Origin of the sequence: Frigidibacter sp. MR17.14, assembly GCF_037095735.1 — a bacterium.
In the GTDB taxonomy this organism is placed as follows: domain Bacteria; phylum Pseudomonadota; class Alphaproteobacteria; order Rhodobacterales; family Rhodobacteraceae; genus Frigidibacter.
Map to the genome: position 1 here is coordinate 17,353 of NZ_JBAWKD010000013.1, position 24,227 is coordinate 41,579.

The following is a 24,227-nucleotide window of genomic DNA, read 5'->3' on the forward strand; positions in this document are numbered from 1 at the left end:
GATGGCCCCGGACTGGATCGCCGCCGACTGGGGCACCACCCACCTGCGGGTCTTCGCGATGCGCGACGGCCGGGTGATCGCCGAGGCCGACAGCCCCGACGGCATGGGCAGCCTTGCCCGCGACGGGTTCGAGCCGGCGCTGCTGGCGCTGATCGGGCGCTGGCTTGGCCACCGGCCCGAGACGCGCCCGATCATGGTGCTGGCCTGCGGCATGGTCGGCGCCCGGCAGGGCTGGGTCGAGGCACCCTATCGCCCGGTCCCCTGCGTTCCGGTCGCGCCGGGCGAGCTGATGCGGGTACCGACCCGCGACCCGCGGATCGACGTCCGCATCGTGCCCGGTCTGATGCAGCAGCACCCCGCCGACGTGATGCGCGGCGAGGAAACGCAGCTGGCGGGGCTTCTGGCCCGCGATCCCGGCTTCGAGGGCTGCGCGATTCTGCCCGGCACTCATTCCAAGCACGCGCTGATCCGCGGCGGCCGGGTGCAGTCGTTCCAGACCCGGATGACCGGAGAACTGTTCGCGCTGCTGTCGACCCAGTCGGTGCTGCGCCATTCGGTCGCCGATACCGCAGCCGATCCCGACGCCTTCCGCGAGGGGCTAGAGCTTGGCCGCTCGGGGCGGCTTCTGGGCTCGCTCTTCGCGATCCGCGCCGAAAGCCTGATCGCGGGGCTTGGCCCTGCCGCCGCCCGGTCGCGGCTTTCGGGCTTGTTGATCGGGGCGGAACTCGCCGGCCTGCCGGAGGGCCCGCTGGCGCTGATCGGCAGCCCTGCGCTCAGCGCCCCCTATCGCGAGGCGCTGGCGCAGATCGGCCGCGCCGTCACCGTGCACGACGGAGCCGATCTGGCCCGCGCGGGCCTCGCGCTCGCCTCGGAAGGAGCCCACCCATGACCCGCAATCTGATCGCGATCCTGCGCGGCATCACCCCGCCCGAGGCCACGGCCGCGGCCGAGGCGCTGGTCGCCGCCGGCATCACCATGATCGAGGTGCCGCTGAACTCGCCCGATCCCTTCACCTCGATCGCCGCGATGGTGCGGGCGGTGGGTCGGCAGGCCAGCATCGGCGCGGGCACGGTGCTGACGCCCGAGGACGTGGCACTGGTGCAGGAGGCCGGCGGCGCACTGGTCGTCTCGCCCAACACCGACCCGGGCGTGATCCGCGAGACACGGTCGCGGGGCATGGCCTCGTGGCCCGGTGTCTTCACCCCGTCAGAGGCCTTCACCGCGCTGGCCGCGGGCGCGACCGGGCTGAAGCTTTTCCCCGGCAACATGGCGGGACCCGAGGGGCTGAAGGCGCTGCGCGCGGTGCTGCCCAAGGGCACGCAGGTCTATGCGGTGGGCGGCGCGGGACCAGCGAATTTCGTCGACTGGATCCGCGCCGGGGCCGATGGCTTCGGCATCGGCACCGCGCTTTACACCCCCGGCCTGCCGCTGGCCGAACTTGCCAGCCGCGCCGAGGCCATCGTCGCCGCCTACGACGCGGCCCGTGACGATGCCGGGGCCGGGCGATGACCGCCCGCCCGGCAGCCGCGCCCTGCGGGCACCCGCTCGTCGCGGCGAGCGCCCGGCGACAGGACGGCGGTTCCGCCAGCCAGCCGCCGCTTGCGCCGCAGGGCCGGAGCGGGCCTGCCCTCGGCGCGGTGTCCTTCTGGAACGCCTCGCCTGCCTGCGGGACCGCCCGGCCTGCCAAGGTGGCAGCGCACCGCCGCTGGCACGGGACGGCGCTGCGCCACGGTCATCTGCCCCGCCACCGGCGACCAATCCCGCGTGATCGGCCGGGGCAGACCTGCGCGGCGAGCGAGCCCGCCAACCGTGGACCGGCAGGAGACCGGAGGCTGCAGGGATGACCTTCGACGACCGCATCTGCGCGCTGGGCGAAGGCCCGCTCTGGCATCCGGGGCGCGAGGAGCTGTTCTGGTTCGACATCACCGCCCGCCGGATGCTGTCGCGCCGCGCCGACGGCAGCACGAACGAACGCGCCCTGCCCGAGATGACCTCGGCCGCGGCGGTGATCGACGCGGGCACGCTGCTGGTCGCGACCGAGACGCGGCTTGCCCGGCTCGACATCGACAGCGGCGCGCTGACGACGCTGGTCCCGCTCGAGGCCGAGAATGCCCGCACCCGCTCGAACGACGGGCGGGCGGACCCGATGGGCGGGTTCTGGATCGGCACGATGGGCAAGGACTGCGCGCCCGGCGCCGGCGCCTTCTACCGCTGGTACCGGGGCGCGCTGAAGCGGCTTCTGACCGGGATCACCATCCCCAACGCCACCTGCTTCGCCCCTGACGGCCGCCGCGCCTATCTGGCCGACACCGCGGGCGGCGTGATCTTCACGCTCGCCCTCGATGCCGAGGGCTGGCCCAGCGGCGCGCCCGAGCCCTTCCTCGACCTGCGCCCGCTGGGGCTCGATCCCGACGGGGCGGTCACCGACACGGACGGCGCGCTGCACCTGGCCTGCTGGGGCGCGGGGGTGGTGCTGACCGTCTCGCCGCAGGGCGAGCCGGTCGCGCGCAGCCCGCTGCCCGCGCCGCACCTGACTTGCCCGGCCTTCGGCGGGGCGGATCTGGCGACGCTCTACGTCACCTCGGCCACGCAGGGGCTGTCGCCCGCCGCGCTGGCCGCCGCCCCCGCCTCGGGCCGCACCTTCGCCTTGCCCGGCCACGGGCGGGGCCGCCCCGAGGTCGCGATCCAGTTCAAGGATTCCGTGTCATGACCCCCATCGCGCTCGGCCTTGTCGGTCTGGGCACCATCGCCCGCAACCAGCACCTGCCCGCGCTGGCCGAGACGCCGGCCCTGCGCCTGGCCGCCATCGCCTCGCGCAATGCGGCCCTGCCCGAGCTTCCGGGTTACGTCAGCATCGACGAGATGCTGGCGGGCGAGCCCGACCTTGCGGCGATCTCGCTCTGCACGCCGCCGCAGGGGCGGTTCGAACAGGCCGCGGCCGCGCTGCGCGCCGGCTGCCACGTGATGCTGGAAAAGCCCCCCGGCGCCAGCGTCAGCGAGGTCGAGGCGCTGGCCCGCATGGCCCGCGACCGCGGGTTGACGCTGTTCGCCACCTGGCACTCGCGCGAGGCCGCGGCGGTCGAGGAAGCCCGCGCGCTTCTGGCCCATCACCGCGTCACCGCCGTGCGCATCGACTGGAAGGAGGACGTGCGCCACTGGCATCCCGGTCAGGAGTGGATCTGGCAGCCGGGCGGGCTCGGCGTCTTCGATCCCGGCATCAACGCACTGTCGATCCTGACCCGGATCCTGCCCGAGCCGGTGCATCCGGTCTCGGCCCTTCTCGAGGTGCCCGAGAACTGCCAGGCGCCGATCGCGGCGCGGCTCGGGATGGTCACCGCCTCGGGCGCGCCGGTCGAGGCCGAGTTCGACTGGCGCCAGACCGGCCCGCAGACCTGGGACATCCGCGTGCAAAGCGACGGGCCCGAGATCCTGCTGCGCAACGGCGGCGCCACGCTGCTCGTCGGCGGAGAAGAGCGCCTGACCGCCGAGGATCACGAATACCGCCGCCTCTACGCCCGCTTCGCCGCGCTGATTGCCGCGGGGCAGTCCGAGGTCGATCTGGCGCCGCTGCAACTGGTGGCGGACGCCTTCCTGATGGCCGAACGGCGGATCACCGAGCCGTTCCACGACCCGGGCTGAGCCGATGGAGGACGAGGCCTTCCCCGCGCGCGAGACCTTCGGCCATCTGCCCGATGGCCGCATGGTCGAGCGGCTGACCCTGCGCGCAGGCCCGGTCACCGCCCGCGTCATCACCTACGGCGCGGCGCTGCAGGCGCTTCTGACCCCCGACCGCGCGGGGGTGATCGACGACATCGTGCTGGGCCATGACGACCTTGCGGGCTATCTCGCGCATCGCGGCTTCTTCGGCGCCACCATCGGCCGGGTCGCGAACCGCATCGCCGGGGCCCGCTTCACCCTCGACGGGCGCGAAATCCGCCTGCCCGCCAATGACGGGCCGAACACGCTGCATGGCGGTCCCGAGGGCTTCGACCGCCGGCTCTGGCAGGTCGACCGGGCGACGCCCGAGAGGATCGCCCTCAGCCTCGACAGTCCCGACGGCGACCAGGGCTTCCCCGGCCGGGTGACGGCCCGCGCGCTCTACACGCTCGAGCCGATCCGCCACGGCGCGGTTCTGACGATCCGCCTCGAGGCCGAGACCGACGCCCCGACCCCGGTCGCGCTGACCCATCACAGCTTCTTCGCCCTTCCCGGCGCCGCGGCCCTGCCCGGCCACCGGCATTCCGCGCTCGACTGCCGCCTGACGATCCCTGCCGCGCGCTACCTGCCGGTGGATGCGAAGGCGATCCCGCTCGACCCCGCGCCGGTCGGTGCCACGCCCTTCGACTTCCGCGAGGGCCGCCAGCCCGCGACCGCGATGCGCTCGCGCAGCCTCGAGGGCTATGACCATTGCCTCTGTCTCGACGGCGGCCCGGTGCTGGCCGAAGACCCGCTGAGCGGCCGGCGCCTGCAACTCGACACCGAAGAACCCGGCCTGCAGCTTTACACCGGCAACATCCTCGACGGCTCCGTCACCGGCAAGCGCGGACATGCCTACCGCGCGCATGACGCCTTCTGCCTCGAGCCCCAGCTCTGGCCCGATGCCGTCAACCGCCCCGAGGGCTGGTGCGGCCGCCCGGCAATCCTGCGCCCCGGCACCCCTCGCGTCACCACAATCCGCCTGCGCCTGACCGCCGACTGATCGCCCATCAACGGCCGACTGGCCCGCGGCTTTCGCATTGGCACAAATATCCCGGGGGGAGGGCCGCAGGCCCCGGGGGGCAGAGCCCCTCGCCTTGGCCCGTGCGGGGCAGAGCCCCCGCCTTGGCTCCTGTGGGCAGAGCCCCCCGCCTTAGCTCGTGTGGGGCAGCGCCCCCCGCCTTGGCCCGTGCGGGGCAGAGCCCCCGCCTTGGCTCCTGTGGGCAGAGCCCCCCGCCTTAGCTCGTGTGGGGCAGCGCCCCCCGCCTTGGCCCGTGTCGGGCAGCGCCCCCCTGCCTTGGCTCCTGCGGGCAGCGCTCCTCGCCGTCACAGCCCCGGACTCTGCGCCGGCGCCGCGATGGTCAGCCGCGCGCCGGTTCCGCCGCGGCCAGCCGCGCCGCGCCGCGCTGGGCCAGCACCGCGCAGACGAAGAGCTGCGACAGGTGATAGAGCATCGTCGGCAGCACGACCGCGCCAAGGGTCGCGGCCGGGAACAGCGCCGTCGCGATCGGCAGGCCCGAGGCGAGGCTCTTGGTCGCGCCGCAGAAGAACAGCACCGCCCGGTCCTCGGCGACCATGCCCGAGGCCCGGCCCAGCGCCAGCATCGCCCCCATCGCGATCGCGAGGAACACCGCGACCACGACGTAAAGCCCGAAGAGGTCGAGCGGCGAGAGCACGTGCCACAGCCCGCCGACCGTCCCCGCCGAGAAGGCCGAATAGACGATCAGCAGGATCGAGCCGCGGTCGACGACCATCGTCAGCGTCTTGTGCCGCGCCACCCAGCCGCCGATCCAGCGCCGCAACAGCTGGCCCACCACGAAGGGCAGCAGGATCTGCACCGCGATCTTCAGCGCCGCGTCGCCCTGCACCGTGGCCCCGCCCTGATGCAGGATCACCGTGACCAGCACCGGGGTCAGCACCACGCCCACGAGGTTCGAGACCGAGGCCGCGCAGATCGCCGCCGGCACGTTGCCGCCCACCATCGAGGTGAAGGCGATCGAGCTTTGCACCGTCGAGGGCAGCACCGCCAGAAACAGCAGGCCCAGCCGCGTCTCGGGCGTCAGCACCGGCCCGGCCAGCGTCACCAGCGCAAGGCCCAGCACCGGGAACATGACGTAGGTGACCGCGAAGGTCAGCGCCTGCAGCCGCCAGTTCATCAGCCCGGCGCGCACGGCGGCCGAGTTCAGCTTGGCGCCGTAGAGGAAGAACAGCAGCGCCACCGCCCAGAAGGTGACGCCGCGCAGGATCTCGGCGGACAGGCCGCGCACCGGCAGGACCACGCCCAGAAGGACGGTCCCCACCAGCAGAAGCATGTAGGTGTCGATGCCGATGCGCTTGAGAAAGGCCATGTGTCCATCCGGGCTGGGGTCGCGGTCGCCGCCCGCCCCGTCGGGGCCGGCCGAAGCCCCGACCTAGCCCCGAGGCGGGGCGCTGCGCAAGCGCCACGCCCCGCCGGGACCGGATTTCCTGCCGGGCGCGGCCTCAGCGCCGCCCCGGACGGGTGGCGGGCCACGACTGGCAGCCCACCGTGGCGGGCCGTGGCCCGCGAGGGATCACTTCGCCCGCGGACCGAAGCCCTTGCCGGGCTTGCCGCCCGCGAACTTGCCCGCCTTGCGCGCCGGCTGCGGCTGCCAGCCGCCCGGATTGTCGCCGCCGCGATACTTCGCCGCCGGCTTCGGACCCGGCTTGGCGCCGGCTTTCGGAGCGGGCTTGCCCTTGTAGCCCGTATCGCCCTCGGGGCGCGGACCTTTCGACCAGCTGCGGCCCTCGCCCTCGGCGCGTTCCGGACGCGGCCCCTTCGACCACGACCGCGCCTCGCCCTCGGCCCGCTCGGGACGCGGGCCCTTGGCCCAAGGCTTGCTCTCGCCTTCCGCGCGCTCGGGGCGCGGGCCCTTGGCCCAGGGTTTCGCCGGGCCGTCGAACTCGCGCCGCGGGCCCTTGGCCCAGGGCTTGCCGCCCTTCGCGCCGAAGGTCTTGCGCGGCGCCGGGCCCACGTCCTCGGCCGAGGGCGGGCCGGCCATGCGGGTCAGCGGCAGGCCTTCCGCGATCTCTGCGCTCGGGCCCAGGTTCGCCTGCATCTGGTCCGCGACCTCGGCCGCGACCTCGACGAAGCTCTCCTCGGCGCCGATGCGGATCGCGCCGATCTCGCGCCGGGTGATGCCGCCCGCGTCGCAGACCTTGGGCATGATCCATTTCGGGCTGGCGTTGCGCTCGCGCCCGATCGGCAGCGAGAACCAGACGCTGGCGCCGAAGCCGGCCGAGGGCGCCGGGCGCGGCGCGACCGGTTCCAGATCCTCGGGGGCCGAGCGCTGGCCGCGCCACAGCCGGACCATCGCCAGCGCGGCGGCCTCGGGGCCCTTCTGCGCCAGCAGCTGCGCCACGGTCGCGGCCTCGGCCTCGGTCGCGGCCTCGCCCCAGACGGCATCATCCAGCAGCCGCACGTCGTCGCGCGCGGTCACGGCCTCGGCCGAGGGCGCGGGTTCCCACAGGGCTTCCAGCTTGGCGGCCTTCAGCGTGCGCTCGGCGCGGCGGATGGCGCGGGGCGGCACGATCAGCGCCGAGATCCCCTTGCGCCCGGCCCGGCCGGTGCGGCCCGAACGGTGCAGCAGCGCCTCTTCCGACAGCGGCAATTCGGCATGGATCACGAGGTCGAGGTTCGGCAGGTCGATGCCGCGGGCAGCAACGTCGGTCGCCACGCAGACGCGGGCGCGGCCGTCACGCATCGCCTGCAGGGCATGGCTGCGCTCTTGCTGGCTGAGTTCGCCCGACAGCGCCACCACCGGGAAGCCGCGGTTCGACAGGCGCGACACCAGCCGCGACACCGCGGCGCGGGTGTTGGCGAAGACGATCGCGTTCGGCGCCTCGTGGAAGCGCAGCAGGTTGGTGATCGCGTTCTCTTCGTCGCGGTCGGCCACCAGCACCGCGTGATAGGCGATGTCGGCATGCTTGCCGCCGGGGGTCTCGACGACGATGCGCTGGGCATCGCGCTGGAAGGTGCGGGCCAGATGCTCGATCTCGGGCGAGACGGTGGCCGAGAACAGCAGCGTCCGGCGGCCTTCCGGCGCGGCGGCAAGGATGGTTTCCAGATCTTCGCGGAAGCCCAGATCCAGCATCTCGTCGGCCTCGTCCAGCACGACGGCGCGCAGTTCCGACAGGTCGACCGAGCCGCGGCGCAGGTGGTCGCAAAGCCGGCCCGGCGTGGCGACAAGGATATGCGCCCCGTCGATCAGCGCCCGGCGCTCGGCCCGCGCATCCATGCCGCCCACGGTCGAGGCGATGGTGACGCCGGCACCGGCGTAAAGCCAGCCAAGCTCGCGCTTGACCTGCAGCGCCAGTTCGCGCGTCGGCGCGATCACCAGCGCCAGCGGCGCCGCGGCAATGCCGAAGGTCTCGCCCTCGCCCAGCACTTCGGGCGCGATCGCAAGGCCGAAGCCCACGGTCTTGCCAGAGCCGGTCTGGGCCGAGACGAGAAGGTCCTTGCCGGCGAGCGCCTCTCCCGAGACGACCTCCTGCACGGGAGTAAGAGTGGTATAGCCGCGCGCCTCGAGGGCGGTGCGAAGGGTCTGCTTCATTGCCAATTGTCCATCCGGCCCATGTCCCGTGGCGTCCCGGCGCCTCCGGGCAATGGTGAGGGGGCGACCGGACGGTCCCCTCGGGATCGGGGGGACCTACAGGCAAGCGCCCGGCGTGGCAATGGTCAATCGCGGCAAGGCCGCCATGCGCCGGCAGGGTCCATGCTGCAACGCGGAATTGCGTCGACTGCCCGAACCGCACAGTTCATTGTGCGCGCTAACAGCGCTGTTTTCCGGGTCTTGGGGCTTCCGCGACGGGCTGTCGCACCCTAAGTTCAGCCTACCTCCACCGGGGATCTTTCGGGCGCCGCAGCATTGCCGCCCCTCCCCCGGATGTCCTGAGATCTGAAGTTCCCTCCCTCCCGCCTGGCCGCGGGGTGGAAGGTTTGCCTGCGCGATGCCGCGGGCCGGCCGGAACGCCTCATGTGAAAGGAAGACACGAATGTTCATGCGTTACACCCTGCGCGCCGAGGGCATGCCCGTTGCCGTCTCGACCGAGGCCGAAGCCTCGACCGATCCCCGCGACGTGTTCCTGAAGCTGGCCGAAGAGAACGGGCTGGTGCCCGGTCAGGCGCAAAGCTTCACCCGTCAGGGCCCGCCCGAGGCCCGGATGGGCTTCGCCGGCGAAATGGGCGCGACCACCATCTGGGAATCCGCCCCCGAGGAAGAGATCCTCGGCCTCGTGCGCTGAAGCCTTCGGCCCGGGCGCCCGCGCGGCGCCCCGGCCGGCCCCTTTCCAGCTGTCCGCTTTACAGCTGTCCGCGCGACCGCCAGCATCCGCCTGAAATCTTTCGGCAAGGGATGCCCATCGCGTGACCGATCTTCTTCTCTACGGACACCCTGACTCGGGCCATGCCTGCAAGGTCGCGCTGGCGCTGACGCTGGCCGAGCTGCCGCACCGCACGGCCTTCGTCGACATCTGGGCCGATCCCGCGACCCGACCCTCCGAATTCCTCGCCGCCAGCCCCTTCGCCGAGGTGCCGCTGCTGATGATCGACGGCGTGGCCCATGTGCAATCGGGGGCGATCCTGCTCGAGATCGCGCAGCGCTTCGCCTGCCTTGGCGGGGAAACACCTGCCGGCCTGCGCCGCGGCCGCGAGCTGCTGATGTGGGAGGCGAACCGCATCGGCATGTGCCTGCCGCAGCTGAAAGAGGCCCGCCGCGTGAACGGCGCGGGCTTCCCGCCCGGCGCGATCGACTGGCTGACGATGCGCTTCACCGCCGATGCCGCGCGCTTCGCGGTGCTGCTGGACGGCGCGCCCTTCTTCCACGGCGCGGTCCCGGGCATCGGCGACTGCGCGATCTGGGGCTACACCCAGTGGCTCGACGCCGCCGGGGTAGCGCCGACAGCGGCGATGCAGGGCTGGCTCGACCGGATGCGCGCCCTGCCGGCGATGAAAACGCCGCAGGCCTTCTTCCCTGCCCCGGCGTGACCCCGCGCGCGGCACTCGAAACATCTTTACAGACCGGCCCCTGACCGCGAAAGTTGCGCTCAGGGGCCGCTTTACGCCGCATCGGGCGCCCCCTCGCCCCTCCCGGCGTTCGCAGAAAGCGGCAGGTTCTTCCATGCCCGAGATCGCGTTTCACCTGAACGGAACGCCCGTCCGCCTGCCCCTTGGCGACCCTTCCCGGACGCTGCTGGACTGGCTGCGCGAGGACCGCGGCCTGACCGGCACCAAGGAGGGCTGCAACGAGGGCGACTGCGGCGCCTGCACGGTGATCGTGACCGACGAGGGCGGCGCCCGCGCGTTGAACGCCTGCATCCTGTTCCTGCCCCAGTTGCACGGCCGCGCGGTCACGACGGTCGAGGGCATCGCCGCGCCCGACGGCACCCTGCACCCGGTGCAGGCGGCGATGGTCGAGCATCACGGCTCGCAATGCGGTTTCTGCACGCCGGGCTTCATCGCCTCGATGGCGGCGGGGCATCTGAACGGGCGGCATGATCACGACGACCTTCTGGCCGGCAATCTCTGCCGCTGTACCGGCTACGCGCCGATCCTGCGCGCGGCCGAGGCTGCGGCCGCGGAGCCGGTGCCCGACTGGATCCGGGCCGAGCCGCCCGCCGATCCCGGCCCCGCGCCGCTGGCGCCCGACAGCGCCGATGCGCTGGCCGCGGCGCTGCTCGAGGCGCCTGAGGCGCTGATCGTCGGCGGTGCCACCGATGTGGGCCTTTGGGTCACGAAAGAGCTGAAGCGGCCCGGACAGATGATCTTCCTGCATGCCTGCCGCGACCTGCAGGACATCGAGGAGACCGCGACCGGCTTCCGCGTCGGCGCCGGCGTCACCGTCGCCCGGCTGCGCGCGGCGGTCGAGGGCAGCCTGCCCGCGCTTGCCGAATATCTGCGGCGCTTCGCCTCGGAGCAGATCCGCGCCGCGGCGACGATGGGCGGCAACATCGCCAACGGCTCGCCGATCGGAGACCTGCCGCCGGCGCTGATCGCACTTGGCGCGACGCTGACCCTGCGCCGGGGCGCTGCGCTGCGGACGATCCCGCTGCAGGACTTCTTCCTCGACTACCGCAAACAGGACCGCGCGGCGGGCGAGTTCGTCCATTCCGTTGAATTCCGTAAAACGAACGGCAATTTCCGGGCCTACAAGATCTCGAAAAGGTTCGATCAGGACATCTCGGCAGTGTCCTGCGGCTTCGACATGATGCTGGACGAGGGCCGCGCGACCGGGGTTCGGCTGGCCTTCGGCGGCATGGCCGGAATCCCGAAACGCGCCCGCGCCGCCGAGACTGCGCTGGAGGGCCAGCCCTTCGCCGAACCCGCGATCCGCGCGGCGATGGCGGCACTGGCCACGGATTTCCAGCCGCTGTCGGACATGCGCGCCTCGGCCGGCTACCGGCTGGAGGTCGCGCAGAACCTGCTGTTGCGCTGGTATCACGACGTCAGCGGCGCGCAGGTTTCGGTGCTGGAGCTGGGGGCATGAGCGTCGGTCGGTCCCTTCCGCATGACTCGGGCGCGCTGCATGTCACCGGTCGCGCGCGCTATGTCGACGATCAGCCGGTGCCGGCAGGCACGCTGCACCTGGCCTTCGGCCTGTCCAGCTGCGCGCGCGGGGCGATCACCGCGATCGACCTTGCCGCGGTTCGCGCGGCCGAAGGCGTGGTTGCCGTGCTGTCGGCCAGCGACTTCAGGCACATGCCGGACTGCTCACCCTCGCTGCATGACGAACCGCTGCTGGCCACGGGCGAGGTGCATTACATCGGCCAGCCGGTCTTTCTGGTGATCGCCGACAGCCACCTTGCCGCCCGCCGCGCCGCGCGGCTGGGCCGGGTCGACTACGCCCCCGAACCGCCGATCCTGACCGTGGACGAGGCGCTGGCCGCCGACAGCCGCTTCGAGGGCGGCCCGGTGATCTGGCAGGCGGGCGATGCTGCCGCCGCCATTGCCGAGGCCACGCATGTCGTCGAAGGCGAGATAGAGATCGGCGGGCAGGAGCATTTCTACCTGGAAGGCCAGGCCGCGATGGCCCTGCCGCAAGAGGATGGCGGCTGCCACGTCCTGTCCTCGACCCAGCATCCGACCGAAATCCAGCACAAGGTGGCCGAGGCGCTCGACCTGCCGATGCACATGATCCGGGTCGAGATGCGGCGGATGGGCGGCGGCTTCGGCGGCAAGGAAAGTCAGGGCAACGCGCTGGCCGTGGCCTGCGCGGTCGCCGCCGCGCGCACCGGGCGGGCCTGCAAGATGCGCTACGACCGCGACGACGACATGGTCATCACCGGCAAGCGCCACGATCTGCGCATCTGCTACCGCGCCGGGGCGGATGTCGAAGGGCGGCTGCAAGGCATTGAATTCGTGCATCTCTTCCGTTGCGGCTGGTCGATGGACCTCAGCCTTCCGGTTGCGGACCGGGCGATGCTGCATGCCGACAACGCCTATCACATCCCCTCGATCCGCATCGAAAGCCACCGCCTACGCACCAACACCCAAAGCGCCACCGCCTATCGCGGCTTCGGCGGGCCGCAGGGCGTGCTGGGGATCGAACGGGTGATGGACCATCTCGCCCATGCCACGGGGATCGAGCCGCAAGAGCTGCGCCGGCGCAACTTCTATGCCGAGGCCGCGCCGGTGGTGATGACCCCCGCCCAGGCCCCGATCGAACCCGAACCGATGCCGGCCGCCGGCACCGACCTGACCTCGCGCGGGGCGGAAGCCGCGGCGGCGGGTCGCGCGACGGTGGCAGCCACGCCGGAAGCCTGCGGCAACCGCACGCCCTATCACATGGAGGTCGAGGATTTCATCCTGCACGGCCTGTCCGAACGCTTGCAGAAATCCGCGATCTACGCCGAGAGGAAGGCAGAGATCGCGGCCTGGAATAGCACAAATCCGATCCTGAAGCGCGGGATCGCGATGAGCCCGGTGAAGTTCGGGATCTCGTTCACCCTGACCCACCTGAACCAGGCGGGCGCGCTGGTGAACGTCTACCAGGACGGCTCGGTCGGGCTCAATCACGGCGGGACCGAGATGGGCCAGGGCCTGCATCGCAAGGTCAGCCAAGTCGCGGCCTCGGCCTTCGGCATCCCGCCCGAACTGGTGCGCATCACCGCCACCGACACCGGCAAGGTCCCGAACACCTCGGCCACCGCGGCCTCGTCCGGGGCGGATCTCAACGGCATGGCGGTGAAGGCGGCCTGCGATACCATCCGCACCCGCATCGCCGACTTCCTCGCCACCAGCCACGCGGCCGAGCCGCGCGACGTTCGCTTCGAGGGCGGTCGGGTCGCGATCGGCCTGACCGAGATGAGCTGGGCCGAGGCGGTCGCCGCCGCCTATCAGGGCCGCGTCAGCCTGTCCTCGACCGGCTTCTACGCCACGCCGAAGATCACCTGGGACCGGGTCGCGGGCCGGGGCCGGCCGTTCCTGTATTTCGCCTATGGCGCGGCGGTGACAGAGGTGGCGATCGACACCCTGACCGGCGAGAACCGGATCCTGCGCACCGACATCCTGCACGACTGCGGCGCCTCGCTGAACCCCGCGCTCGACATCGGACAGATCGAGGGCGGCTATGTGCAGGGCGCGGGCTGGCTGACGACCGAGGAGCTGGTCTGGGACGACAAGGGGCACCTCAGAACCCATGCGCCCTCGACCTACAAGATCCCGGCCTGCTCGGACCGGCCGCGCGTCTTCAACGTCGCGCTGTGGGAGGGGGCCAACCGCGAACAGACGATCTACCGCTCGAAGGCCGTGGGCGAACCGCCTTTCATGCTTGGGATTTCCGCGTTCCTCGCCCTGTCCGCCGCCTGCGCCGCCTGCGGGCCGCACTACCCCGCGCTCGACGCCCCGGCGACGCCCGAACGCATCCTGGCCGCCGTCGCCCGCGCGAGGGGGCAATGAGCAGCGTCCGCATCGTGGTCGCCGCCGTCTCGGGCTCGGCCCCGCGCGAGGCGGGGACGGCGATGACCGTCAGCGCCACCGGGCAGGAGGGCACGATCGGCGGCGGCGAGCTGGAATGGCGCGCCGTCACCGAGGCGCGCGCGATGCTGGGCACCGAAGGTCCGCGGGTGCGGCGCTGGCCACTGGGGCCGGAGCTGGGCCAGTGCTGCGGCGGCGCGGTGACGCTCGTCTTCGAGGCCGTGATGCCGCAAGCGGAACACGGGCTGATCCTGCGCCGGGTCGAGGGCGCGAAGCCCCTGCCCCTTGCCCTGCGCCGCCTGCAGACACGCGCGAGGGGAGAAGGCGTCCTGCCCGAGGCGCCGGTGCTGCTCGACGGCTGGCTGGCCGAAGCCGCGCCGCGCGCGGGGCGCCCGCTGTGGATCTGGGGCGCGGGCCATGTCGGACGGGCGCTGGTCGCGACGCTCGCGCCGTTGCCGGGGCTTGCGATCACCTGGCTCGACACCGCGCGCGACCGCTTCCCCGACGCGATCCCCGCGGGCGTCACCCTGCGCATCGCCGGGGCCGAGGCGATCGAGGCTGCGCCGCCGGGGGCCGAGCATCTGGTCCTGACCTTCTCGCACGCCCTCGACCTCGAGATCTGCCACCGCCTGCTGACCCATGGCGTCGCCAAGGCCGGGCTGATCGGGTCCGAGACGAAGGCCGCCCGGTTCCGCAGCCGGCTGCGCGCTCTGGGTCACAGTGACGCTCAAATCTTGCGCATTGCCTGTCCGATAGGCGATCCTGCCCTTGGGAAGCACCCTCAGGCCATTGCCGTCGGCGTCGCGGCCCGGCTACTGAGGGAAGAGGCGATCGCGCGCGACACCGTCGAGGACGAGGCGCGCGCCGGGGCAAGAGGGGCGGACAAGTGACGGACAACGCGGCGCTTCTGGCGATCCGGGGCCTGACCAAGGCCTATCCCGGCGTCGTGGCCAATGCCGATGTCAGCTTCGAGATCGCCCCCGGCGAGGTCCATGCCCTGCTGGGCGAGAACGGCGCCGGCAAGTCGACGCTGGTGAAGGCGATCTATGGCCTTGTGAAGCCCGACGCGGGCGGGATGGCGATGCGCGGCCAGCCCTATGCGCCGACCGATCCGCGCGCGGCCCGCGCCGCCGGGGTGGCGATGGTGTTCCAGCATTTCTCGCTGTTCGAGGCGCTGAGCGTGGCCGAGAACGTGGCACTTGGCATGGAGAAGCCGCCGAAGCCGGGTGATCTGGCGCGGCGCATCGGCGAGGTCAGCCGCGCCTATGGCCTGCCGCTCGACCCCGCGCGGCTGGTGGGCGATCTGTCCGCCGGCGAGCGCCAGCGGGTCGAGATCGTGCGCTGCCTGCTGCAGGACCCGAAACTGCTGATCATGGATGAGCCCACTTCCGTCCTGACCCCGCAGGAGGTCGAGATCCTGTTCGCCACCCTGCGCCAACTGTCGGCGGAAGGCACCGCGATCCTCTACATCTCGCACAAGCTGGAAGAGATCCGCGCGCTCTGCGACCGGGCCACGATCCTGCGCCGCGGCCGCGTGGTGGGGGCCTGCATCCCGCGCGAGGTCTCGGCCCGCGAGATGGCCGAGATGATGGTCGGCCAGACCCTGACCCCGCCCGAGCGCGGCCAGCCGGCGGTGGCGCAGGGCGAACCCGCGCTCGAGGTCGCGGGGCTGTCGGTCGCCTCGCCGATCCCTTTCGGCACCGCGCTGAAGGACATCCGCTTCACCGTCGCCGCCGGCGAGGTGCTGGGCATCGCCGGGGTCGCGGGCAACGGACAGGACGAATTGCTGCTGGCGCTGTCGGGCGAACTGGCGGCGGCGCCCGGGATGATCCGGGCCGAAGGCAAGCCGGTGGGCGCGCTGGGACCGAACGCGCGGCGGCGGCTGGGCTTCGTCTCGGCCCCCGAGGAACGGCTGGGCCATGCCGCCGTGCCCGCGATGAGCCTTGTCGAGAACGCGCTTCTGTCGGGCGCGATCCGCCGCGGCCTCGTGAAGATGGGCATGATCGACTGGAAGAAGACGAAGGCTTTCGCCGAGGAGGTGATCGCCGATTACGACGTGCGCACCCCCGGCCCGCAGGCGGCGGCGCGCTCGCTTTCGGGTGGCAACCTGCAGAAATTCGTGGTGGGGCGCGAGCTTGCGCAAGGCCCGAAGGTGATCCTGATCAACCAGCCGACCTGGGGCGTCGATGCGGCCGCCGCGGCCTCGATCCGGCAGGTGATCCTGAACCGCGCGGCCGAGGGCGCCGCGGTGGTGGTGATCAGCCAGGACCTTGATGAATTGCTGGAAGTGTCCGACCGCTTCGCGGCGCTGAACGGCGGGCGGATGACCCAGCCGCGGCCGGTGAAGGGGCTGACGATGGACGAGATCGGCCTGATGATGGGCGGCGCGCATGGGATGAGCGCGGCCTCGCCCGAGGCGGGCGACATGGTGCACCCGGAGGCGCGGCAGGCATGATCCGTCTGGAACGACGCCCCCAGCCCTCGCGGGTCTGGGTCATCGCGACCCCGGTGCTGGCGGTGATCGCCACGATGATCGCGGGCGGGATCCTGTTCGCGATGCTGGGCAAGAACCCGGTCGAGGCGATCCGCACCATCTTCTGGGACCCGCTCTTCGGCGATTACGCCAGCTATTCGCGCCCGCAGCTTCTGGTGAAGGCCGGGCCGCTGATCCTGATCGCGATCGGGCTCAGCTTCGGTTTCCGCGCCCAGATCTGGAACATCGGGGCGGAGGGCCAGTACATGATCGGCGCGCTGGCCGGGGCCTCGGTCGGCCTTGCGGCCTATCCCACGGACAATCCGCTGATCTTCCCGGCGATGGTCGCGGCCGGCGCGCTTGGCGGGTTCCTTTGGGCGATGATCCCGGCACTCTTGAAGATCCGCTTCGGCACGTCCGAGATCCTCGTGTCGCTGATGCTGGTCTATGTGGCCCAGCAGCTGCTGTCGGCCGCGGCCTTCGGCTTCCTGCGCAACCCCGAAGGCATGGGCTTCCCCGGCAGCCGAAATTTCCAGGACTTTCCGGCGGCCCATAACCCCGAACTGATCGAGGGCACGGGGCTGCACTGGGGCGGCATCGCGGCGGTGCTGGCGGTGATCGCGGCGCAGGTGATCTTCGCGCGCTTCCTCTTCGGCTTCCAGATCCGCGTCGCGGGCGAGGCGCCGCGCGCCGCCCGCTTCGCCGGGGTGAAGCCCGGCGCGATGACGCTGGCCTGCCTTGGCATCTCTGGCGCGCTGGCGGGCCTTGCGGGGATCTTCGAGGTCACCGGCCCCGCCGGGCAGGTCACCACCGAATTCGGCTCGGGCTACGGGTTCACCGCGATCATCGTGGCCTTCCTTGGCCGGCTGAACCCGTTGGGCATCCTGCTGGCGGGCCTGCTGATGGCGCTGACCTATATCGGCGGCGAGATCGCGCAGCTGATGCTGTCGCTGCCCTCTGCCGCGATCCAGGCCTTCCAGGGGATGCTGCTGTTCTTCCTGCTGGCCTTCGACGTGCTGGCGAACTTCCGGGTCCGCATCGGAAAGGCGCGCCTCGCATGATCATCGATCCCGTCCTGCTGACCGTCTCGCTGGTCATCGCCGCGACCCCGATCCTGCTGGCCGCGATCGGGGAACTGGTCGTCGAACGCGCGGGCGTGCTGAACCTCGGGGTCGAGGGGATGATGATCATCGGCGCGATCACCGGCTTCGCCGCCGCGGTCGAGACCGGCTCGCCCGTCATCGGCTTCATCGCCGCCGCCGGCGGCGGGGCCGCGCTGGCGCTGATCTTCGCGGCGCTGACGCAGGGCTTGCTCTCGAACCAGGTCGCGACCGGCCTCGCGCTGACGCTGTTCGGGATCGGCTTCTCGGCCCTGATCGGGCAGAGCTATTCCGGCGTCCGCCCGCCCCCGATCGGGGGGCCGCTCTTCGGGCCCTTGTCCGACCTGCCGGTGATCGGGCCGGTGCTCTTCGGCTATGACTGGGTGGTCTACCTGGCGCTGCTTCTGGTGCTGGCGGTCTGGGCCTTCCTGTTCCGCACCCGCGCCGGGCTGATCCTGCGCGCCGTGGGCGAGAATGCCGAGGCCGCCCATGCGCTGGGCTACCCGGTGGTCCGGGTCCGCACGCTGGCCATCACCTTCGGCGGCGCCTGCGCGGGGCTGGGCGGCGCCTACCTCAGCCTCGTGCGCGTGCCGCAATGGACCGACGGGATGACCGCCGGCGCGGGCTGGATCGCGCTGGCCATCGTCGTCTTCGCCAGCTGGCGGCCGGGGCGCGCGCTGTTCGGGGCCTGGCTCTTCGGCGGGATCTCGGTGCTGCAGCTGCGCCTGCAGGCGGCAGGCATCGCCATTCCCGCGCAATACCTTGCGATGACGCCCTATCTGGTGACCATCGTCGCGCTCGTCATCCTGTCCTGGCGCGGCGGCCGGGGGCTTGCCCCCGCCGCGCTGGGCAAGCCCTTCCATGCGGCCCGCTAGGGCCGCCCGTCTCAACATCGGCCCGCCAGGGCCGCACGTTTTCGCATCGGCCCGCCAGGGCCGCACGTTTCAAGGCCGCGCGCGAGCCCGGCCCGCTTCAAGGCCGCGCAACGTCGCGGCGACAGTCGAGAGAGGGAGACCCCAATGAACCGCAGACAGCTGCTGACCACCGCCGCCGCCGCGACCGCCATCACCGCGCTGCCGCGGCTGGCCGTGGCCCAGGCCAAGCCGAAGATCGGCTTCATCTATGTCGGCCCCGTCAATGACGGCGGCTGGACCCAGCACCACCACGAGGCGGCGCTGAAGATGAAGGAGCATTACGGCGACGCGATCGAGATGGTCTTCCAGGAATCGGTCCCCGAGGGTGCCGATGCCGAGCGCGCCATCACCCAGATGGCGCTGACCGGCTGCAACCTGATCTTCACCACCTCCTTCGGCTTCATGGACCCGACGGTGAACGTCGCCAAGAAATTCCCGAAGGTGATGTTCGAGCATGCGACGGGCTACAAGACCGCCCCGAACGTCGCCGTCTACAACGCCCGCTTCTACGAGGGGCGCGCGATCTGCGGCTACATCGCCGGTAAGATGACCAAGACCAACAAGATCGGCTACCTCGCCTCGTTCCCGATCCCCGAGGTGATCATGGGGATCAACTCGACCTACCTGCATGCCAAGCAGGCGAACCCGGACGTGACGATCTCGGTCGTGTGGCTGTCGACCTGGTTCGACCCGGCGAAAGAGGCCGATGGCACCCAGGCGCTGCTCGACCAGGGCGTCGACGTGGTGCTTGCCCATACCGACTCGACCGCGCCGCTGGCGACGCTGCAGAAGGCCGGCGCCTATGGCTTCGGCCAGGCCGCCGACATGATCGACTACGCGCCGAAGCCGCGCCTGTCCTCGATCATCGACAACTGGGCCCCCTATTACATCGAGCGGGTGCAGGCGGTGATCGACGGCAAGTGGGCCAGCGCCAACAACTGGTACGGCATCAAGGAAGGCATGGTCGGCATCGGCGAATTCTCGACCGAGATCCCCGAGGATGTCCGCGCCCATGTCACCAAGATGAAGGAAGACATCGCCTCGGGCGCCTATCACCCCTTCACCGGGCCGCTGAAGAAGCAGGACGGGTCGGAATTCCTGGCCGCGGGCGCGGTCGTCGACGACGGCACGCTGGCGGGGATGAACTTCTACCTCGAGGGCATCACCGACAAGATCCCCAGCTGAGGCGTGGGGGCCCGGCCGGGGATGCCTCCGGCGGGGATATTTTTGCCAATGAGAAAGGGGCGCCGCGAGGCGCCTCTTTCACGACGGATGGGATGAAAGAATGCGCGATTTCCTGATCATCGGCGGCGGCATTGCCGGCATCGTCGCCGCGGCGCGGCTGTCGGAGCTGGGCCGCGTCACCCTGCTCGAGGCCGAGGCCGCGACCGGCTACCACGCCTCGGGCCGCTCGGCGGCGCTGTACGAGCCGAATTACGGCCTGCCGCCGGTGGTCGAGCTGAGCCGCGCCTCGGGCGAGGGCCTGCGCGCGGCGGGCGTGCTGTCACCGCGGGGGATGATGCTGCTGGGCTGCGCGGGCGAGGAGGCGGTCTTCGACGCGGACCTGGCCGGGATGAACCTGGCCGAGATCGAGGTCGCCGCGGCGATCGGGCGGGTGCCGGTCCTGAACCCCGAGGTGGTGACTCGCGCCGCGGTCGGATCGCATGCCGAGGACATCGACACTGACCTGTGGATGCAGACCCTGCTGAAGGCCGCCCGCGCCAACGGGGCCGAGATCCTGACCGGCGCCGCGGTCAGCGCGCTGGCGCGGGTGCCGGGCGGCTGGCAGGCGGTCACCGCCGCCGGCACGCATGAGGGGCGCCAGCTGGTCAATGCCGCCGGGGCCTGGGCCGACACCGTCGCGGCGATGGCCGGGGTCGCGGGGCTGGGGCTGGTGCCGCACCGCCGCTCGGTCGCGCGGATCGCGGCGCCGGGCGGGCTGGACGTCTCGGGCTGGCCGATGATCTTCGGCGCGGGCGAAGGCTGGTATGCCAAGCCCGATGCCGGGGCGCTGATCGTCTCGCCGGCCGAGGAAGAGCCGATGGCGCCGATGGACGCCTGGCCCGAGGACATGATGCTGGCCGAGGGGCTGGCGCGCTGGCAGGCGGTCTCGACCGTAGAGGTGACGCGGCCGATCTCGTCCTGGGCGGGCTTGCGCACCTTCGCGCCGGACCGGGTGCTGGTGATCGGTGCCGATCCGCGGGCCGAGGGTCTGTGGTGGATGGCCGGACAGGGTGGCTACGGCTTCCAGACCTCGGCTGGGGCCGGGGCGCTGCTGGCTGATCTCGTCGCGGGGCACGCCCCCGCCCTGCCCGCGGCCACCGTCGCCGCCCTGTCACCCGCGCGACTCACCTGAGGCGCTTGCGCAATCGTGATCGCGCGCGACGGATGACGCGCGCGCGCATCCGTGCGAGAAGCGATGCCGGACACGCCCCGGCACGCGACCGGGACGGCAGGGACGAGGCAGGTATGATCGAGCGTTTCCGCGCGCTGGCGGCGGTTGGAGTTTTCGCACTTCTTGCGGCGTGTGGTGGGCCCCCGCCGGGCATCCCGTCGCAGTTTTCCGACGCGGCGCCGCATGACTGGCGCGGTCGCATGCCGATCCACTACGAGATTCACGGCGTCGATGTGTCGCGCTACCAGGGCAATATCAACTGGGATGCGGCGGCGCGCGGCGGGGTGTCCTTCGCCTTCATCAAGGCGACCGAGGGCGGCGATGTCGCCGATCCGACCTTCCAGCAGAACTGGATCCAGGCCCGCATGGCCGGGGTGCCGCGCGGCGCCTACCACTTCTACTACTTCTGCCGCACCGCCGAGGAACAGGCCGCCTGGTACATCAGCCATGTCCCGCGCGAGACCGGTGCCCTGCCCCCGGTTCTGGACATGGAATGGACGAGGTCGCGCACCTGCCCGGTGCGACGCGAACCGGAATGGTATCGCGGCGAGGCGGGCCGGTTCCTGGCGATCCTCGAGCAGTATTACGGCCAGCGGCCGGTGATCTACACCACCGTCGACTTCTTCCGCGACAACGAGATGTGGCGGCTCGGCCCCTACGAATTCTGGCTGCGCTCAGTCGCCGGGCATCCCTCGGACGTCTATCCGGGGCATGGCTGGCAGTTCTGGCAATGGACCGGCACCGGGCTTGCCGCGGGCTTCTCGGGCCAGGTCGACATCAACGCCTTCGGCGGCAGCCGGCGAGAGTGGCTGTCCTGGCTGGCGAACCGGAGCCAGCGCTAGAACAATCCTTCACGCGAAACCTGAACCGTTTCGCCCATGCATGTAAAAACAGGCGGAAATCAGCTTTGCTGATCCGCCTGTCGATTTTCGTGGCATGCTGGGGTCACGCATTGATTGCCGAATCAATACTGAACCCATTCACCGACTGACATTGCTGCCAAGGCCCGCTGCCGCCCCGGGGATTGTCCCGTTGCGGCAGCGGGGTCTTTTTCAGCCGTCGACGCGGATGCGGGCGTTCTTCGGGTCGAAGGGGCTGTCCTCGACCACTTCGGCATCCCACTCCTGCAGCAGCATCTTCACCTTCAGCTTGGTGCCGACCTCGGCCAATTCGGGCGTGACGTAGCCCAGGCCGATCTGCTTGCCGAAGGCCACCGAATAGCCGCCCGAGGTCAGGCGCCCGACCTTCTTGCCGTCCAGCAGCAGCGCCTCCTTGCCCCAGGGATCGGTGTCCGACGGCCCGTCGATCAGCACGGTGACGAACTTGGCGCGGATCCCGGTGTCGAGCATCGCCTGCTTGCCGGTGAAGTCCTTGGACAGATCGACGAAGCGGTCGAGACCCCCTTCCAGCGGCGTCGCGTCGCGGCCGAGGTCCGAGCCGAAGGCGCGATACGACTTCTCTTGCCGCAGCCAGTTCTGCGCGCGGGCGCCGACCAGCTTCAGCCCGTGCTTCGCGCCGGCCTCGGTGATCAGGTCCCACAGGTAGCGGCCGAATTCGACCGGGTGGTGCAGTTCCCAGCCCAGCTCGCCGGTATAGGCCACGCGGATCGCGTTGACCGGGCACATGCCCAGCTCGATCTTGCGCGCGGTCAGCCAGGGGAAGCGCTTGTTCGACAGCACCGTGGCCGGGTCGGCATCCTTGACGATCTCGTTCAGGATCGCACGGGCGTTCGGGCCGGCGATCGCGAAGACGCCCCACTGGGTGGTCACGTCGTGGATGTCGATATAGCCGCCATCGGCCGCCATGAAGTCCTCGGCCGACTTGCGCAGGAAGTCCGCGTCATAGTCGGTCCAGGCACCCGCCGAGACGAGGTAGTATTCGTTCTCGGCCAGACGGACGATCGTGTATTCGGTCCGCACCGTGCCCTTTTCGGTCAGGGCATAGGTCAGGTTGATCCGGCCCACCGCAGGCAGCTTGTTGCAGGTGAACTGGTCGAGGAAGGCGGTCGCGCCCGGGCCCTTCAGCAGGTGCTTGGTGAAGGCCGAGGCGTCGATCAGGCCGGCGGTCGAACGGATCGCCTCGGCCTCGGCCTTGGCGTACTGCCACCAGCCGCCACGGCGGAACGACCGGCTGTCATGGTCGAAGGACGCGGGCGCATCCTTGGGGCCATAGTAGTTCGGTCGTTCCCAGCCGTTCACCTGGCCCATCTGCGCGCCTTCCGCCTTCTGGCGGTCATAGGCGGGGGCGGTGCGCAGCGGGCGGGCCGCCTCGCGCTCTTCGTCCGGGTGGTGCAGGATGAAGACGTGCTCGTAGCACTCCTCGTTCTTCTTCACCGCGTATTCGGTCGTCATCCACGAGCCGTAGCGCTTCGGATCGAGGCTGGCCATGTCGATCTCGGCCTCGCCTTCGGTGATCAGCTGCGCGAGGTAGTGGCCGGTGCCGCCCGCGGCGGTGATCCCGAACGAGAAGCCTTCCGCCAGCCACATGTTGCGCAGGCCCGGCGCCGGGCCGACCAGCGGGTTGCCGTCGGGAGTGTAGCAGATCGGGCCGTTGAAATCGTCCTTCAGACCCACGGTTTCCGAGGTCGGCAGGCGATGGATCATCGACATGTATTCCTCTTCGATCCGCTCGAGGTCGAGCGGGAAGAGGTCGGCGCGGAACGAGTCCGGCACGTCATACTTGAAGCAGGCCGGCGCGTTGCGCTCGTAGGGGCCGAGGATCCAGCCGCCGCGTTCCTCGCGCANCATCGACATGTATTCCTCTTCGATCCGCTCGAGGTCGAGCGGGAAGAGGTCGGCGCGGAACGAGTCCGGCACGTCATACTTGAAGCAGGCCGGCGCGTTGCGCTCGTAGGGGCCGAGGATCCAGCCGCCGCGTTCCTCGCGCACGTACCACTTGGCGTCGGCATCGCGCAGCACCGGATGTTCCGGGTTGCCGGCCTTGCGCCATTCGACCAGCGCCGGATCCGGCTCGGTCACGATGTACTGGTGCTCGACCGGGATCGCCGGGATCTTGATGCCCAGCAGGCGGGCGGTGCGCTGCGCGTGGTTGCCGGTGGCGGTCACGACATGCTCGGCGTGGATCTCGAAGGTCTCTTCCCCCGCGATCAGCATGCCGCCCTTTTCCACCATCCGGCGGCCGCGGACGATCCATTCGGAGCCGGTCCACTGATAAGAGTCGACCTGCGCCTTGCGCACGATCTCGGCCCCGTGCTGGCGCGCGCCCTTGGCCATGGCTTGGGTCACGTCGGCGGGGTTGATGTAGCCGTCCTGCGGATGGAACAGCGCGCCCTTCAGATCCTCGGTGCGCAGCAGCGGCCAGCGCTCCTTCATCTGCGCGGGGGTGAGGAATTCATGATAGACGCCCGCGGTCTCGGCGACCGAGGAGTAGAGCATGTATTCGTCCATCCGCGCGTCGGTCTGCGCCATGCGCAGGTTGCCGCAGATCGAGAAGCCGGCGTTCAGCCCGGTCTCGGCCTCGAGCGTCTTGTAGAAGTCGACCGAGTACTTGTGGATATGCGTGGTCGCATAGCTCATGTTGAAGAGCGGCAGCAGGCCCGCGGCGTGCCAGGTCGACCCGCTCGTGAGCTCGTCGCGTTCCAGCAGCATCGTGTCCCAGCCCGCCTTGGCCAGGTGATAGGCGATCCCGTTTCCGACGGCGCCACCACCGACGACAAGGGCACGGACATGGGTTTTCATGGGGCGACTCCTGCGCATGA

The 24,227-nt window shown here is 71.0% G+C and carries 19 protein-coding genes; 16 read left to right on the forward strand and 3 right to left on the reverse strand.

Going from position 1 to position 24,227, the window contains the following annotated elements; translation table 11 throughout:
- Position 1 precedes the first annotated feature (1 nt).
- From V8J36_RS19890 to V8J36_RS19910, 5 genes are all read left to right on the forward strand, one after another.
- On the forward strand, positions 2-889 hold the full coding sequence (locus V8J36_RS19890) for a 2-dehydro-3-deoxygalactonokinase (RefSeq protein WP_442902515.1): 888 nt from the start codon (positions 2-4) through the stop codon (positions 887-889).
- Positions 886-1,509, forward strand: a complete 624-nt coding sequence (locus tag V8J36_RS19895; RefSeq protein ID WP_336469071.1) for a 2-dehydro-3-deoxy-6-phosphogalactonate aldolase — start codon at positions 886-888, stop codon at positions 1,507-1,509. Before V8J36_RS19890 ends, V8J36_RS19895 begins: the two co-directional genes overlap by 4 nt.
- A gap of 331 nt (positions 1,510-1,840) precedes the next feature.
- Positions 1,841-2,710 carry an SMP-30/gluconolactonase/LRE family protein gene (locus tag V8J36_RS19900; RefSeq protein ID WP_336469072.1) on the forward strand — a complete coding sequence of 290 codons (870 nt, stop codon included), beginning with the start codon at positions 1,841-1,843 and terminating at the stop codon, positions 2,708-2,710.
- Positions 2,707-3,639 (forward strand): Gfo/Idh/MocA family protein, encoded by a 933-nt coding sequence (locus V8J36_RS19905; RefSeq protein WP_336469073.1) that lies wholly within the window; start codon positions 2,707-2,709, stop codon positions 3,637-3,639. The genes V8J36_RS19900 and V8J36_RS19905 overlap by 4 nt, the downstream gene beginning before the upstream one ends.
- A 4-nt stretch (positions 3,640-3,643) precedes the next feature.
- Positions 3,644-4,699 carry an aldose epimerase family protein gene (locus tag V8J36_RS19910; RefSeq protein ID WP_336469074.1) on the forward strand — a complete coding sequence of 352 codons (1,056 nt, stop codon included), beginning with the start codon at positions 3,644-3,646 and terminating at the stop codon, positions 4,697-4,699.
- Positions 4,700-5,057: 358 nt separating this feature from the next.
- Here V8J36_RS19910 and V8J36_RS19915 read toward each other — a convergent pair whose 3' ends face one another.
- Complete coding sequence (locus V8J36_RS19915) at positions 5,058-6,044, reverse strand: bile acid:sodium symporter family protein (RefSeq protein ID WP_336469075.1); 987 nt, start codon at positions 6,042-6,044, stop codon at positions 5,058-5,060.
- Positions 6,045-6,248: 204 nt separating this feature from the next.
- The gene (locus tag V8J36_RS19920) at positions 6,249-8,267 is read right to left on the reverse strand and encodes a DEAD/DEAH box helicase (RefSeq protein ID WP_336469076.1); all 2,019 of its coding nucleotides are present in this window, start codon (positions 8,265-8,267) and stop codon (positions 6,249-6,251) included.
- Positions 8,268-8,709: 442 nt separating this feature from the next.
- On the opposite strand from V8J36_RS19920, the gene V8J36_RS19925 reads away from it, so the two are divergent.
- From V8J36_RS19925 to V8J36_RS19975, 11 genes are all read left to right on the forward strand, one after another.
- Complete coding sequence (locus V8J36_RS19925; RefSeq protein ID WP_336469077.1) at positions 8,710-8,958, forward strand: hypothetical protein; 249 nt, start codon at positions 8,710-8,712, stop codon at positions 8,956-8,958.
- Positions 8,959-9,079: 121 nt separating this feature from the next.
- On the forward strand, positions 9,080-9,700 hold the full coding sequence (locus V8J36_RS19930; RefSeq protein WP_336469078.1) for a glutathione S-transferase family protein: 621 nt from the start codon (positions 9,080-9,082) through the stop codon (positions 9,698-9,700).
- 133 nt (positions 9,701-9,833) lie between these two features.
- Positions 9,834-11,198: a xanthine dehydrogenase small subunit gene (locus V8J36_RS19935; RefSeq protein ID WP_336469079.1), complete on the forward strand. Its 1,365-nt coding sequence runs from the start codon at positions 9,834-9,836 to the stop codon at positions 11,196-11,198.
- Positions 11,195-13,609, forward strand: coding sequence for a xanthine dehydrogenase molybdopterin binding subunit (xdhB, locus tag V8J36_RS19940; RefSeq protein ID WP_336469080.1), 2,415 nt, complete (start codon positions 11,195-11,197; stop codon positions 13,607-13,609). Before V8J36_RS19935 ends, xdhB begins: the two co-directional genes overlap by 4 nt.
- Complete coding sequence (gene xdhC, locus V8J36_RS19945; protein WP_336469081.1) at positions 13,606-14,517, forward strand: xanthine dehydrogenase accessory protein XdhC; 912 nt, start codon at positions 13,606-13,608, stop codon at positions 14,515-14,517. The genes xdhB and xdhC overlap by 4 nt, the downstream gene beginning before the upstream one ends.
- Positions 14,514-16,082, forward strand: a complete 1,569-nt coding sequence (locus V8J36_RS19950; protein WP_336469082.1) for an ABC transporter ATP-binding protein — start codon at positions 14,514-14,516, stop codon at positions 16,080-16,082. The genes xdhC and V8J36_RS19950 overlap by 4 nt, the downstream gene beginning before the upstream one ends.
- Entirely contained in the window at positions 16,079-17,161 is a 1,083-nt protein-coding gene (locus tag V8J36_RS19955) for an ABC transporter permease (protein ID WP_336469083.1), read from the forward strand. The genes V8J36_RS19950 and V8J36_RS19955 overlap by 4 nt, the downstream gene beginning before the upstream one ends.
- Entirely contained in the window at positions 17,158-18,075 is a 918-nt protein-coding gene (locus tag V8J36_RS19960) for an ABC transporter permease (RefSeq protein WP_336469084.1), read from the forward strand. The genes V8J36_RS19955 and V8J36_RS19960 overlap by 4 nt, the downstream gene beginning before the upstream one ends.
- A gap of 144 nt (positions 18,076-18,219) precedes the next feature.
- The gene (locus V8J36_RS19965) at positions 18,220-19,299 is read left to right on the forward strand and encodes a BMP family ABC transporter substrate-binding protein (RefSeq protein WP_336469085.1); all 1,080 of its coding nucleotides are present in this window, start codon (positions 18,220-18,222) and stop codon (positions 19,297-19,299) included.
- Between the two features lie 100 nt (positions 19,300-19,399).
- Positions 19,400-20,470: an NAD(P)/FAD-dependent oxidoreductase gene (locus V8J36_RS19970; RefSeq protein WP_336469086.1), complete on the forward strand. Its 1,071-nt coding sequence runs from the start codon at positions 19,400-19,402 to the stop codon at positions 20,468-20,470.
- A gap of 113 nt (positions 20,471-20,583) precedes the next feature.
- On the forward strand, positions 20,584-21,351 hold the full coding sequence (locus tag V8J36_RS19975) for a glycoside hydrolase family 25 protein (RefSeq protein ID WP_336469087.1): 768 nt from the start codon (positions 20,584-20,586) through the stop codon (positions 21,349-21,351).
- A gap of 210 nt (positions 21,352-21,561) precedes the next feature.
- Here the strand turns inward: V8J36_RS19975 and V8J36_RS19980 are convergent, their stop codons facing one another.
- Positions 21,562-24,207, reverse strand: coding sequence for a GcvT family protein (locus V8J36_RS19980; protein ID WP_336469088.1), 2,646 nt, complete (start codon positions 24,205-24,207; stop codon positions 21,562-21,564).
- Positions 24,208-24,227 lie beyond the last annotated feature (20 nt).

What these genes read in the sequence shown, in the direction of transcription:
- V8J36_RS19890 (WP_442902515.1), top strand. Translation starts at nt 2, where the DNA reads ATGGCCCCGGACTGGATCGCCGCCGACTGGGGCACCACCCACCTGCGG.
- V8J36_RS19970 (WP_336469086.1), top strand. Translation starts at nt 19,400, where the DNA reads ATGCGCGATTTCCTGATCATCGGCGGCGGCATTGCCGGCATCGTCGCC.
- V8J36_RS19920 (WP_336469076.1), bottom strand. Translation starts at nt 8,267, where the DNA reads ATGAAGCAGACCCTTCGCACCGCCCTCGAGGCGCGCGGCTATACCACT.
- V8J36_RS19915 (WP_336469075.1), bottom strand. Translation starts at nt 6,044, where the DNA reads ATGGCCTTTCTCAAGCGCATCGGCATCGACACCTACATGCTTCTGCTG.
- xdhC (WP_336469081.1), top strand. Translation starts at nt 13,606, where the DNA reads ATGAGCAGCGTCCGCATCGTGGTCGCCGCCGTCTCGGGCTCGGCCCCG.
- V8J36_RS19965 (WP_336469085.1), top strand. Translation starts at nt 18,220, where the DNA reads ATGAACCGCAGACAGCTGCTGACCACCGCCGCCGCCGCGACCGCCATC.
- V8J36_RS19960 (WP_336469084.1), top strand. Translation starts at nt 17,158, where the DNA reads ATGATCATCGATCCCGTCCTGCTGACCGTCTCGCTGGTCATCGCCGCG.
- V8J36_RS19910 (WP_336469074.1), top strand. Translation starts at nt 3,644, where the DNA reads ATGGAGGACGAGGCCTTCCCCGCGCGCGAGACCTTCGGCCATCTGCCC.
- V8J36_RS19900 (WP_336469072.1), top strand. Translation starts at nt 1,841, where the DNA reads ATGACCTTCGACGACCGCATCTGCGCGCTGGGCGAAGGCCCGCTCTGG.
- V8J36_RS19895 (WP_336469071.1), top strand. Translation starts at nt 886, where the DNA reads ATGACCCGCAATCTGATCGCGATCCTGCGCGGCATCACCCCGCCCGAG.
- V8J36_RS19935 (WP_336469079.1), top strand. Translation starts at nt 9,834, where the DNA reads ATGCCCGAGATCGCGTTTCACCTGAACGGAACGCCCGTCCGCCTGCCC.
- V8J36_RS19955 (WP_336469083.1), top strand. Translation starts at nt 16,079, where the DNA reads ATGATCCGTCTGGAACGACGCCCCCAGCCCTCGCGGGTCTGGGTCATC.
- xdhB (WP_336469080.1), top strand. Translation starts at nt 11,195, where the DNA reads ATGAGCGTCGGTCGGTCCCTTCCGCATGACTCGGGCGCGCTGCATGTC.
- V8J36_RS19975 (WP_336469087.1), top strand. Translation starts at nt 20,584, where the DNA reads ATGATCGAGCGTTTCCGCGCGCTGGCGGCGGTTGGAGTTTTCGCACTT.
- V8J36_RS19905 (WP_336469073.1), top strand. Translation starts at nt 2,707, where the DNA reads ATGACCCCCATCGCGCTCGGCCTTGTCGGTCTGGGCACCATCGCCCGC.
- V8J36_RS19925 (WP_336469077.1), top strand. Translation starts at nt 8,710, where the DNA reads ATGTTCATGCGTTACACCCTGCGCGCCGAGGGCATGCCCGTTGCCGTC.